At 54.3% G+C, this 13,048-nt stretch carries 11 protein-coding genes; 4 read left to right on the top strand and 7 right to left on the bottom strand.

The features are described 5' to 3' along the window. Positions 1-98: 98 nt before the first annotated feature. The 4 genes from WH50_RS02155 to WH50_RS02140 all read left to right on the top strand — a co-directional run bounded on the left by WH50_RS02155 (position 99) and on the right by WH50_RS02140 (position 7,112). Positions 99-1,367, top strand: coding sequence for a flippase (locus tag WH50_RS02155; protein WP_110185818.1), 1,269 nt, complete (start codon positions 99-101; stop codon positions 1,365-1,367). Next, positions 1,355-3,262 carry an asparagine synthase (glutamine-hydrolyzing) gene (gene asnB, locus WH50_RS02150; RefSeq protein ID WP_110185817.1) on the top strand — a complete coding sequence of 636 codons (1,908 nt, stop codon included), beginning with the start codon at positions 1,355-1,357 and terminating at the stop codon, positions 3,260-3,262. The genes WH50_RS02155 and asnB overlap by 13 nt, the downstream gene beginning before the upstream one ends. 380 nt (positions 3,263-3,642) lie before the next feature. Further along, the gene (locus WH50_RS02145) at positions 3,643-5,820 is read left to right on the top strand and encodes a hypothetical protein (protein WP_110185816.1); all 2,178 of its coding nucleotides are present in this window, start codon (positions 3,643-3,645) and stop codon (positions 5,818-5,820) included. Positions 5,821-5,987: 167 nt separating this feature from the next. After that, positions 5,988-7,112, top strand: a complete 1,125-nt coding sequence (locus WH50_RS02140; protein ID WP_165838275.1) for an FAD-dependent oxidoreductase — start codon at positions 5,988-5,990, stop codon at positions 7,110-7,112. A 29-nt stretch (positions 7,113-7,141) separates the two neighbouring features. Here WH50_RS02140 and WH50_RS02135 read toward each other — a convergent pair whose 3' ends face one another. From WH50_RS02135 to gspE, 7 genes are all read right to left on the bottom strand, one after another. After that, positions 7,142-7,969, bottom strand: a complete 828-nt coding sequence (locus WH50_RS02135) for a type II secretion system minor pseudopilin (protein ID WP_110185814.1) — start codon at positions 7,967-7,969, stop codon at positions 7,142-7,144. After that, positions 7,970-8,599, bottom strand: a complete 630-nt coding sequence (locus tag WH50_RS02130) for a prepilin-type N-terminal cleavage/methylation domain-containing protein (RefSeq protein ID WP_110185813.1) — start codon at positions 8,597-8,599, stop codon at positions 7,970-7,972. Further along, positions 8,596-8,979: a prepilin-type N-terminal cleavage/methylation domain-containing protein gene (locus tag WH50_RS02125; RefSeq protein WP_110185812.1), complete on the bottom strand. Its 384-nt coding sequence runs from the start codon at positions 8,977-8,979 to the stop codon at positions 8,596-8,598. The genes WH50_RS02130 and WH50_RS02125 overlap by 4 nt, the downstream gene beginning before the upstream one ends. Continuing rightward, positions 8,976-9,425, bottom strand: coding sequence for a GspH/FimT family protein (locus WH50_RS02120; RefSeq protein ID WP_110185839.1), 450 nt, complete (start codon positions 9,423-9,425; stop codon positions 8,976-8,978). The genes WH50_RS02125 and WH50_RS02120 overlap by 4 nt, the downstream gene beginning before the upstream one ends. Before the next feature lie 9 nt (positions 9,426-9,434). Beyond that, on the bottom strand, positions 9,435-9,905 hold the full coding sequence (gspG, locus tag WH50_RS02115) for a type II secretion system major pseudopilin GspG (RefSeq protein ID WP_243409957.1): 471 nt from the start codon (positions 9,903-9,905) through the stop codon (positions 9,435-9,437). Positions 9,906-9,981: 76 nt separating this feature from the next. After that, entirely contained in the window at positions 9,982-11,184 is a 1,203-nt protein-coding gene (locus WH50_RS02110; protein WP_110185811.1) for a type II secretion system F family protein, read from the bottom strand. Positions 11,185-11,186: 2 nt separating this feature from the next. Next, entirely contained in the window at positions 11,187-12,896 is a 1,710-nt protein-coding gene (gene gspE / locus WH50_RS02105) for a type II secretion system ATPase GspE (protein WP_110185810.1), read from the bottom strand. Between the last annotated feature and the right edge of the window lie 152 nt (positions 12,897-13,048).

The following is a 13,048-nucleotide window of genomic DNA, read 5'->3' as shown; positions in this document are numbered from 1 at the left end:
TGGATTATGCTTTTGTCTGCCCAAAGAAGCCGAAAGCAGACTCCAATCAAAGCGAAACAGTCAATTTTTAAGATTTGTATTGTGAGAAACAGAATGCAATGAAAAGTCTACTCAGGTCAGAAGAGCAAAAGCGGCTGGCAGCCAACATACTGGCTCTGGTTGTACTGCAAGGGGTGAACTATCTTCTGCCACTACTCACCTTTCCCTATCTGGTACGTACGCTTGGTATCGATACGTTTGGTCTACTCTCCTTTGCTTTGGCTTTCACTGCCTATTTTGTCTTGCTGACAGACTATGGTTTCAGTCTGTCAGCCACACGGCAGATTTCCATCAACAGAGATAACCAGACAAGTCTCAACGAGATATTCAGCGCTGTACTCATGGCCAAGCTTGTCTTAATGGCACTGAGTCTCGTGCTATTGATGGTGGCCATAATGATTTTCCCCAGCTTAAAAAAGGACTGGCTGGTGTATATTTTGTATTTTGGCACAGTTCTAGGGCAGACCTTATTTCCTGTGTGGCTTTACCAAGGTCTGGAAAAGATGAAATACATTACCTATATTAATATCGCTTCCAAGGCCTTCTTTACTATTTGTATTTTCATTTTTATTCATAAACAACAGCATTATTTTTGGGTTCCCATTTTCTCTTCTATGGGATCTATTACCGTAGCTGTCTGCTCACTCTATATTGCCTACAAAAACTTCGACATGCGATTTAAAATACAATCCTGGCAGACAGTAAAGTCGTATCTGGTCGAAGGCTGGCATGTTTTTCTGAGTAGAATCTATGCAAATCTCTATGGCTCTACCAATATTATCCTGCTTGGCATTATGACTAATCACACCATTGTTGGTTACTACGCTATCGCAGACAAAATTGTACAGGCTATTGCTGGCTTATTTGGCCCTATCCTACAAGCTTTTTATCCTTATCTATCTAATCTTTATCAAAAGTCCAGAGAAAAATTTTACCGCGTGTTCAGGAAGCTGAATTTCTCCCTGCTATTTGGATCCATTACCTTTTTTGTAATCTCAATGTTATTTAAAGAACACATCATCATCTTGATTGCAGGTAATAAAGACCAGCATACCTTGGCCGTTTTCTCTATTTTGGCACTTTCTATTATCACTTCACCTTTTGGCCCTGCCTATACAAATAGCATCATGGCTGCAGGCAAGGGCGAAGTGGTTGCTACCGTATTGAAGAAAACCCTGATATTGAATCTATTGTTAGTATTCCCACTGATTCATTATTTTAGCGCTGAAGGGCTGGCTGCCGCCTGGGTATTAGGACAGGTATACCATGTATTTCTGTTCTCACGCGAACATCAATATTTAAAGAGAAAAGACCTATGTGTGGAATAGCAGGGCTGATTGACTTCAACAGCAGCAGTAGTCAGGCAAATATAGTGGCGCTGACCGAGGCCCTGCATCACCGTGGTCCCGACGATGGCGGCTATTTTTTTAAAAGCATTGACAATGTTCAAGTAGGTCTGGGCCACCGCCGCTTATCTATTCTGGATCTTTCCAGCCATGGCCATCAACCAATGGCATTTACCCATCTAACTATGATCTACAATGGTGAAGTGTATAACTTCAGGGAAATCCGGCGTGAACTTGAAGTAGAAGGCTACCAGTTTGACTCCAACTCCGATACCGAGGTTATCCTCAAAGCCTTTCACCGATGGGGGATTCAATCTGTACAGAAATTCAATGGCATGTTCGCAATTGCTATTCTTGATACACAAGCGCAAAAACTTACCCTTATTCGAGATCGAATGGGTGTCAAGCCTCTGTATTGGTACAAGAAAGATGGTTTATTCATGTTCGCTAGCGAACTGAAAAGCTTTCATTGTCACCCTGGCTTTACCAAGGAAATAAATCACCATGGATTGGCCCTGTACCTGCAGCACGGTTATATCCCCCAGCCTCACACCATTTTCAGCCATGCACACAAATTACAGACAGGCCACTATCTGGAGTTCGATTTAAGCTCCCAGCGCTATTCAGTGAAAAAGTACTGGGATGTATATGCAGCCTATAATCAACCCAAGCTAAAGCTGTCTGAACAAGAGGCCATGGATACAACAGAACAACTACTAAAATCCTCCTGTGCCTACAGAATGGTTGCCGATGTTCCGGTCGGAGTGTTTCTGAGTGGTGGTTATGACTCCTCCACCGTCACTGCCCTGCTGCAATCTGATCGCACCGAGAAGCTCAAGACCTTCTCTATCGGCTTCAGCGAAGACAAATTCAATGAAGCCCCCTATGCCAAACAAGTCGCCAAGTATCTCGGTACTGACCACACTGAATACTACTGTACACAGCGAGATGCATTAGCGATTTTTCCGCGTCTGCCTGACATCTGGGATGAACCCTTTGCCGACAGTTCCGTCATCCCCACCACACTCGTCAGCCAACTGGCACGCCAACAGGTTACCGTATCCCTTAGTGCCGATGGAGGCGATGAACTTTTTGGCGGCTACGAGAAATATATTCAGCAGTCTCGTCACAGTCATATGTTTGACAGCATCCCCTGCAAGGCAGCACTGGTCAAACTGCTACAGAAGATTCCACCGAATGCCACAGGATTGGATGCGATCATCTCCAACTTCACCAATAAATACCACAGGGCATTGCTATTCATGTCCAGCTCCAGCCAGTTCGAGACCATCCAGTCTTTACAGCAGATTTTTATGGACACAGAACTGCCCTACCTGCTCAAAGCCAACGCCACCATCCCCCCTACAGATTTCGATACGCTGGCACAGCTCAATGACATACTCAGCCATGAAGACAAGATGATGGCAATGGATTTCAAAACCTACCAACCCGATGACATTTTGACCAAAGTGGATAGAGCCACGATGTCCGTTGGACTGGAAGGGCGAGAACCATTACTAGACTACCGGCTGGTTGAATTTGTTGCCCGCCTTGACTCCAATCTCAAGATTCGGAATGGCGAGAAAAAATATCTGCTCAAGCAAATTACCCATAAGTATCTACCTAAAGAACTGATGGATAGACCCAAGATGGGGTTCAGCATGCCCATTGCCGAGTGGCTGCATGATGCCTTTAATGAGCAACTGGAATACCACCTGAACAGCAATAGGCTAGAGAAACAAGGACTCTTTAATAGCAAAACCATAATGAAGTTAAAGAATAGATATCTGGCGGGAGATAAGCGCCACGTGGGAAAACTATGGACTCTGCTTATATTCCAAATGTGGTACGAGAAATGGATGAGAAGCAGCATGTAAATTTTATCCAGTAAAACAGTGGAGTATAAACTGGTGTGACGAAAGGGGCTGAGTACAATCCCCTGCAAAGCAGGGGCTTGGTCAGTTATCACCTCAAAGGGGCACGACTAAAGGCGGTTGATATCACAAACCAAATTTAAGCTGGCCATAATGCTGATCTTCCTTTTCCTAGTTTTGGATATACGTACGCACCATTCTCACCATAAAACTATCCTAACTTATCGGGACAATACTCATCTCAATAATGATGGGTCTAAATTACTAGGAAAAATATTTCGTGAACGAGACATAACTCTATTAACAGGAACAGCCTCTGCTATTAATTAGTTAGACATATTTTGGCAATAGCTATTTATCACTAAAAATCAAAGGATTGAGCCATGCAAATGACCTCCACCATGGAAGGACTACATAGGAAAGACCGGCAAATAATTTCCTCAACCATCAGTAACCATTATTCAAGTCTGGTGAAAAGCTGGTCATTACGTCATAGCACCTACCCTATTTATGTGAAAAATATAAATATAAAAATCAATAGCAACTGGCAGGAATATGAAGAGTTCTATATTGGTACCTTGCTCAAACTGCTGTCTCTGGCCTTTGCTAAAGGGGATAGACATTTCCTGCATATATACGGTAGTGAGCGACTAAGGTTCATGCCGCTTGACAGTAGAGAGCAAGGAGGGCTGACAGAGCTGGTGGACATGCTTGCGGCAGATATCCAGTCAATAACCGACCTGCTCCGCTGCAACGCTCCAGATGTGGCAGACGCTTTCTGTGCAGTAATGGAAGGTGTACATCAGCCACTGCTCAACAAGCATTCGTCCAAGCCGATTCGTATCGCTTTGATTGGCGACTGCATCATGACGGAAATCAGTAGCTTTCTTGAGCCACTGCTGTTTGAACGTACTATCAGCATTGACTACAAAACCTTCTACTTCAGCAGCCGCATGGGCGAGGGTATCGATACCCAAGGCATTGAAGAAGGTATCGCCTCCGGCAAGTTCGACCTGATTGCCCTCAGTTTCCTGACCTTTGAAGGGCTACCGCTCTATACCCATCTACTACAGACAGCAACCTCAGGAAAAGTAGCCTTGTCCGTGCTGAACGAGCAATGCGATGCGCTACTGGTATCAATCGACCGTTATATTGCTGCCATTCGAGCCAGGACCAACACTCCCATTCTGTTGCATGGCTGCAGTGGGCTACCACTGGGAAAATATCGCCGGCGACTGCCGTTCCTGCCCGTCATGAGTCCTGGCAAGCGCTATGTGGTAGAGCGCCTGAATGCGGGGCTGCGAGATATTGCCGGTCACCTGGAGAATATCCTGCTGATCGATGAGCAAGCAGTGGTGGCGCGCGCAGGACACCGCTACGCCAGCCAGCATTTACTGCCGCACGCCTTGCGAAAAAACGCCTATATCCACCATTCACGCTTTGGCATGCTAATGGCTGAGGAGTATGCCCACATGGTGAATGCCTACTACCTGCTGGCGAATACCAAGGTCCTGCTGGTCGACTTTGACAACACGCTTTGGCAGGGAGTCATGGCCGATGGCCCCGTTGTGCATGATGTTGCTGGCCAGCAGCTACTGAAAGAACTGCAACAGGCGGGCATTCTGCTGGTGTCCCTCAGCAAGAACGACCCAAGAAACATCCGCTGGGAGGAAATGCAGCTCCAGCCGGATGACTTCGTACTGCATAAAATTAGCTGGGATGCCAAGCCCCAGGCTGTTCTTGAGGTGGCATCAGTACTGGACCTTGATCCACGCTCCTTTGTCATGCTGGACGACAACCCTGTGGAACGTGAACTGGTTACCACCAGCGTACAGGGCATCACGGCCTTCGACCCTTTACAGCCCTCCAGCTGGCAATATCTGCGCTGGTTACTCTCATTCCCGGCCACCCGACAGACGGAAGAGGCAGGCCGACGCACCAGCATGTACCGTGAAGCTGCCCAACGTCGGGAAGCCCAAGCCATTAGCTTCGACTACGATGCCATGATGCACAGCCTGGAACTTAAGGTGGGCTGGCGGCTTGCAACGCACAAGGACCTGGACCGATTGCATGAATTGATCAGTCGCACCAATCAGTTCAATACCACCACGATTCGCTATAGCCAGGCAGAGCTAGAGCAGTTGTTAAAGGCTCGTGACCATGGCGTCTTTGTTGCCACCCTGTCAGATAAGTTTGGCTCGCTGGGCATTGTCGGCAGTGTGATCTGTCGCGTCGATAATCAGTGCCTTATCTATGAAAGTGTGGTGATGAGTTGCAGAGCCATGGGGTTTGGCCTGGAATCGTTGCTGATCAGTATGCCGGTAGCCACTTTTACGGGTATCCATACCCTCGTTGGCACCTTCACTGCCAGCGAACGTAATTCCCCCTGTGCAGACCTGTTCCACAATGCGGGATTTGTCAAAGCCAGTGATCATCAATGGTATCGACCTGTCAGTGCAGGCAAGCTGACTTATCCCACATGGTTGCATTTGTCAGGCTCAGGGGAAAAGCAATCTGTCGTGACGGAGCGCGGTGAGCCATCCACCCAGGCGACAGTCTGACCTGGCTGGCTATCATCAGGAAAAGTCCGTTTTCAGCGCTGGGCTGAGCTTTGTATCTATCAGCCCTCTGTCAACTCAACCCTATTCTGCCATTTACACAAACACGACAGCCCACTTGACGTTCTTGGTTAATAATTACCCAGGCTTTTCAACATAGGACAGGGAGCGTGCCACCTACTACTTACGATATCGCGATCATCGGTGCCGGCTTTGCCGGATCCTGCCTGAGCTGGTTGCTACGAAAGCAGTCGTGCAGAGTGGCGCTGCTTGACCGTAATACCAGCTACCCTCCCAGCTTTCGTGCCGAAAAACTGGAGCAGGATCAGGCTGAACTGCTCAGCAAATTCGGCCTGCTCGATGCCCGCCAGCCGCTGGCGTCGCCCATTCACCGTGTCGACTGTTACCGCAAGGGCCAGCATTATCAGCAGGATGTCGGGCCGCAGTACGGTATTCACTACACCGATACGGTCAATCAGCTACGCAGCCTGGCCAGACAGCATGTGGACTTCTTTCAGTCCAGGGTGATTGACCTCTCCACTTCAGGCACACAACAGCATCTCGTGCTGGAAAACGGACAGCAGCTGCAAGCAAGGCTGCTGGTGCTGGCTACCGGCGGTAATGTCATCAACCCACTGGCCTTCAAGCTGGGCATGCGACAGCAGGCCACCCGTGAGCTGCGTTCGCTGTCGTTTGCGTTCGATATCTGCCGGGCCGATGGCCAGCCTTATGACTTCCAGAGCTTCAACTACTTCCTCGATCCTCGCGAACACCAGATCGACTACATCACCCTGTTCCCCATCGGCGACAGCGTCCGCATCAACCTCTTTACCCAATGGCATCCCAAGGATATGCGCGTGCGCGCCATGCGTCGCAACCCCATGCGGGAGCTGGATGAATACTTCCCCGGTCTGTTTGAACAGATCGGTGATTCGGTACCGACCGGTTCTGATAAGGTGGCGCTGTTCCCCACTCAGTACTATCAACTGAGCAAGGTGGAGCAGCCCGGTATTGTCGTTATTGGTGATGAATTCCAGAGCGTGTCCCCCGCCACCGGCAAAGGGCTGAGCAAGGTACTGACTGATGTGGATGTGCTGTCTGGCCTGATACCGCAATGGCTGGAGACTGACGGCATGACGGTCGACAAGATTCAGCAGTTCTATCGTCATCCGGACAAGCAGGCGGTCGACAGTCTGGCCAAACGGGAATGGGTCTATCTGGCGGACAATGCCCTGCATCCGGAAATCATCAGCAAGGTGAAGCGCAAGCTGGCCAAACTGATGGGAGTGGGGTGACGACCGCCAGCCTGCCGTAATGGCGATGCTCAAAACTCACGTAAATACAGTAACCGATAGGGTCGGCCCTGCCGGCCGCCACCGGCATCCAGAATCACCGTTTCCACCACACCAGCGGGGGCACCGCTGGCCATCTGTACCTGGCTGATGATGGTCAGCACGTTCCCGGGCGCGCTGGCCAGATTACTGAGCTGAGTGCCCTGCGTACGCTGCAGCGCCGTCGCTACTGCCGGAGCGGCCAGTTTAAGGCGCGGCACCTCCTGCCCGGTCCAGATGGTCACCAGCGGCTCCAGCTGCAGAAACAGCTGAGGGGTCATACTGCGTAACTGGCGCAGCTCTTCAATGCTGCGAAAGGACTGATTACGCGGCACACTCAGGCGGCCACTGGCGAGATAGTCAGGCGCTTCGGCACCATTGGGCTGCGGCTGATCATCCGCATCACGCCAGTCCAGCAGTTCGGCGGCCAGCCGTTGCGCCAGACGGCTATCGGCTCCCGCTGCGGTGAACAGGGCCGTCAGCAACTCACTACCCGCCACGTTGATATCCACCTTGCCGAGGTCGCTGTACAGCCTTATTTCCAGTGGTTGCTGGTCGATGCTTATCGCATAGGGCTGACCATTGGCCTGCCACGGCCCTGCGCCATCAGCCGCTTGCAGCAAGGTTGCCACCACCTGCTCCACGCCAGCCTGTGCCAGCAACACGGCCTGGGTATGTTGCAGCTGATAGCTTTGCAGTCGCTGCGAGGTACGGGTCACGCTGAGCATCGCTGTCACCACGACGGTCAGCAAAGCCGCGATCCACAGCACCAGAATCAGGGCCACACCACGTTGTTGAATGCGGATACCAGCGTTGTTCATCTACCAGTAACCTGACACATTGCGGCGGATGGGAATGGTCAGGACAGGCCACGGTGTACCCTCTGCCAGAGTGATGTGAATACGCACGGCCAGCGGCAGACGATTGCTCCATTGCCAGGACGACTGCCAGGCAGAAGCCTCGCCGTTTTCGTTCCAGCCCAGATACTGCAGCTGCCACTGCCTGACCCCATCCAGCAGGGTATGTTGCTCCTGCCAGAAAGGTGAAGGAGTGGCTCCCGGCTCCGCAGGCAGGGTATGCAGACTGATCTGCAAACGTTGCTCCTGCAGGCTCAGTTGCTGTGCCAGTGGCCCCAGGCCAGCAAACTGGTTGGGCAACGCCGCCACAAACAGCACCGAGTCTGGCGCACCGACAAATACCTGACGCTGACCGCTGTCATCAGTGTGAACTGTCTGCGCTAACGCATTCATCAGTGCCTGACGCAGATAATTCTGTGCGGTACGGATCTCATCCTGACGCTGGTTAAGTTGCTCCACGTGCCTTGCTACCTGCTGCACCCGGCTGATGGCCTGCCACGACAGCAACAGCAATAACGCCAGCAGGACCAGGGCAAACAGCAGCTCCAGCAGAGTAAAGCCTCGTTGCTGCCGGGGCAGGCGTGTAGCGCTCATGTCTGCCCCTCAATCTGTGCCCGCAGGGTGACAAAGCGCTGTTGCTGACCATCGCGCTGCAAAATTAGCTCGATATGCAGCAGCTGCACCTGCGCTGAGCTGCCGGGATAGGGCTGGATATGCAACTGCCAGTGAGTCTTGCCATCATCCAGCACGCCCTCACTGTTACCCACCTGCAGCGGACCACTGAGGCCCAGCCCTTCGAGCAGTGAACGGGCCTGTAATGCCATCTGCCCGGCACGCACACTTTTGCCGGTCAGGCGACTACCATCCCCAACCGCTCCCAGCAGCACCGTCATGGTCAATGCCAGAATCGCCAGCGCGGCCATCAGCTCCAGTAAGGTAAAGCCGTGCTGTGCCCGTCCGCCTGCATGCTTCATGGTTGCTCACTCTGCTGCTGACGTATCTGCCCGGTCAGCCAGTCGATATCCAGTCGCCAGCGCTGTCCGCCGCTGGTCAGCTGGATATAACCACCACTGGCACTGCCGTCAGGGTAGAAGGTGTAGGTGCCCTGCGGCAGTGACGACTGAGCGGCGCTGTGCAGTTCGATCATCAGCCCGGCAGAAAGACGATGGCTGCCCTGACCCGGCGCTGACCATTGCCGGGTGTCAGGGTCAACGGTCAGGGTCAGCGGCTGCCCCTGACTGATGGCCTGACTGCGCACGCTGTGCAAGGCCGCCAGCAACGCGGCAGCCTCCTGCCGGGCCTGTGGCTGCAGGCCACGGCTGATGTTGACCGACACGGCGACCAGCGCAATACCGAGCAACACCAGTACCAGCAGCAGCTCCAGCAGGGTAAAACCCCGCTGCCCGACGCAGCGAACCATGCGCGATGATTATTCCCAGTTGCCGATGTCAGCGTTATAGCCGTCACCACCGGCCTGTCCGTCCTGCCCGAAGAAGATCAGGTCGAAGGCACCATGCTGTCCCGGTACCTTGTAGCCAAACTCATGGCCGAAAGGGTCTTTCAGGTCCGATGCCTTGGCATAAGGGCCAACCCAGGTGTTCACACCGGCCGGTTTTTCCAACAGAAAGCCCAGTTGTCGGGGTGGTGCGCCATTGTCCAGCGCATAGCTTTCGATTTTCATGCTGAGGCTGGCCAGCTGCGCCTTGCCCGCGTTGTACTTGCCCTTATCAACATTGCCGCCGATATTGCGCACCACAATGGTGGCCACAATGCCCAGCAGCACGATCACAGCCAGCATCTCCAGCAGGGTAAAGCCCTGCTGCCGGGGCCGGGCAGCCATGCCACGGCGAGATGCCAGCGCTACAGGAGAGGTGACAGCGGAGTACAGAGTTCGGTTCATGAAGTGTCCTTTACACATGACAGCGAGTATCAATTCAATCGTCCGACCGGTGGTGCTGATCATGCCCTGTACGGGGTTACAGACCACTGGTCAAGTTCATTAACGGCAGCATGATCGACAGCATGATCAGCGCTACCAGCAGCGTCATCACAATGGTCAGGCACGGCGTCAGGGCAGCCATAAAGCGATCAATGCTGTGTTTGACTTCGGTATCGAACAGCACCGCCACCTTCAGCAGCATCTCATCCAGTTGCCCGGCCTCTTCGCCGACCTGCATCATCTGCACCGCCAGCAGGGGCAGCAGTTGTGCCTCAGCCAGAGCGGAGGACAGCAAGGCACCATTTTTCACCCGCTCGGTCGCCTCGCTCATGGCCTGCTGCAACGCCAGATTACTGGTCACTTCGCGGCTCAGTTGCAGCGCCCTGACCAACGGCACACCACTGTGCAGCAAGGTGCCAAGCGTCCGCGCCAGACGTGCCGTGTGTATACGCTGTAACAACGGCCCCCACCCGCGCTGCCGCAGCCAGTACGCCTGCCACGCCAGCCGGGTTGCAGGCTGGCGATAACGCAGCGCCAGCAGCCAGAACAGCATCGCCAGAAAGATCAGCACGATCAGGCCATAGTCACTCAGGCCGCTGCCCAGCAGCAGGATAGCCTGAGTAATGGCCGGGATCGGCACCCCCAGATCGGTAAAGATCGGCACAAACTGCGGCACCACATAGCTCAGCAGCAACACCAGCGAGCCAAGCACCCCGACCAGCAGAAAACAGGGGTAGATCAGCGCGTTGATCACCTCGGCCTTCAGTCCGGCCGCCCGTTGCAGATAATCGTGCAGTTGTCGCAGACAGTCGTCCAGCTGGCCACTGGCCTCACCGGCCTGCACCAGACTGATATACAGCGCCGGGAAGATGCCGTGCTCTTCCTGCAAGGCTGCCGATAACGCCATCCCGCCCTTGACCCGTTCGCGCAGCCGCTCAATCAGCCGCTGCAACGGCTCGCGGGCCTGCGAGGCCAGCAGGGTCAGCGCCTTGTCGAGTGTTTGCCCGGCGGCCAGCAAGGTCGCCAGCTGCTCGGTCCAGCGCAGCAGTTCGGTCGTGGTCATGGCAGGCTTCTGCCCCAGCTGTCGCCATGCCCCCCACCCTGCCCGGTCGCTGACTTCCAGCACCATCAGTTCACGCTCCTGCAGGTAAGTGATGACGTCCTGCTCGGAATGGGCCTGCATCTGCCCCTGTTGTTGCTCACCATTCAGGGCCACGGCGCGATAACGGTACAGTGCCATGCTCAGCCCTCGCTGCCATCGTAGGTAATGCGCAGCACCTCATCCAGGGTAGTGACGCCCTGTAAGGCCAGTCGCAAACCATCCTCATACAGCGTCAGCATGCCCTGCCGCCGCGCCTCCTGCTCCAGCAGGCTAGCATCCGCCCGCTGCATCACCAGTTTGCGCAGGCTGTCGCTCAGCACCAGCAACTCCGTGATAGCACAGCGGCCCAGATAACCTTCACCCGCGGCCAGTCCGGCACGGGGCCGATACAGCCGGATAGGCTGGCCGTGGGCATAGCGTTGCAACTGATAGCGCTCAGTCACTTCTGGCAGTGGTTCATAGGCTTCGCTGAGGGCCGGGTCCAGCCGCCGCACCAGACGCTGAGCCAGAATGGCATTGATGGTGGAAACCAGCAGATAGTCTTCCACCCCCATATCGAGCAGCCGAGTGATACTGGCAGCGGCGGAATTGGTGTGCAGCGTAGACAGCACCAGATGGCCGGTCAGTGCCGACTGGATAGCGATGCGACAGGTTTCCAGATCACGCATCTCGCCGATCATGATCACATCCGGGTCTTGCCGCACAATGGAGCGCAACGCCTGAGCAAAGTCGAGGCCGATAGCGGGTTTGACCTGAATCTGGTTGATACCTTCGAGCTGGTATTCCACCGGATCTTCGACCGTGATGATCTTGCGTTCAGAGGTATTCAGCGCCGATAGCGCCGTGTAGAGCGTGGTGGTTTTACCCGAGCCGGTGGGGCCGGTCACCAGCACCACGCCGTGAGGACGATCCAGCAACTGACGAAAACGCGCCCGTGTCGCCTCGTCCATACCCAGGCTGGCAAAGTCGAAGCGCACCGTTTCACGCTGCAACAGACGCATGACCACCGACTCCCCAAAGCTGGTGGGCACGGTGGACACACGCAAATCCAGCTCCTGCCCCTGCACCCGCATCATGATGCGGCCATCCTGCGGCAGGCGCCGCTCGGCAATATTCAGCCGTGCCATGATCTTAATGCGGGAAATCACCGCTGCAGTGGAGCTGACCGGTGGCGCCTCGCTGTCCTGCAGTACACCGTCTACCCGGTAGCGCACCTTGAGGCGGTTCTCGAACGGCTCGATATGAATATCCGATGCCCGCCGCTCCACTGCCCGCTGGATCAGCAGATTGACCAGCCGGATTACCGGTGCCTCTGACGCCAGATCCTTCAGATGCTCCACATCCTCCACCACGTCGCCACTCTCGCCGATACTTTCCACCAGCGAACCCATGGCCGAGCGGCCCTGGCCGTAATAGCGCTCCAGCAGTTCATCTATATCACTGGCCAGCCCGATACTGACGGCCACCTGCGCCTCACAGGCATAGCTCAGGGCATCGACCACATAACGGTCTTCCGGGTCAGCCAGCACCACCTGCAACAGCGGCAGTGGCTCCCCCTGCGTGGCCTCGCGCTCTGCCGCAGACTGCCAGCCATAGGGGAACACCTTGTGCTGCCTGAGAAAGCGCAGCGACACCTCCGGCAACGCCGCCACATCCAGCAGTGCCAGTTGCGCCTCATCGCCCTGCCAGCGGGGCAACTGATACTGCGCAGCAAAGTGTTCAGCCAGATCACGCTCCGACACCAGCCCCAGCCGCACCAGAAAGGCCGAAAAGCGCCCGTCGCTGACCGGGTTATACAGACGCTGGGCGCGTTCCAGATCGTCGGGTTTGATAATGTTGGCTAATTCCATGCGCAGTATTTACTCCGCCACCTCTTATTTCCGTCATATAAAAGCACATATTTCTCGCTTATTATCAGCAGTCCAAAAGCTCACTTAGTCAGCTCAAGCGCCGGTGTCAGTTGCAACACAGCGTATGGTCCTGATCCGCAGGCAAAGGCTGC

This window comes from Pokkaliibacter plantistimulans (assembly GCF_003194385.1).
Classification (GTDB): domain Bacteria; phylum Pseudomonadota; class Gammaproteobacteria; order Pseudomonadales; family Balneatricaceae; genus Pokkaliibacter; species Pokkaliibacter plantistimulans.
The sequence above is the reverse complement of the archived record's forward strand: the minus strand, read 5'-3'. Positions and strand labels throughout refer to the sequence as shown.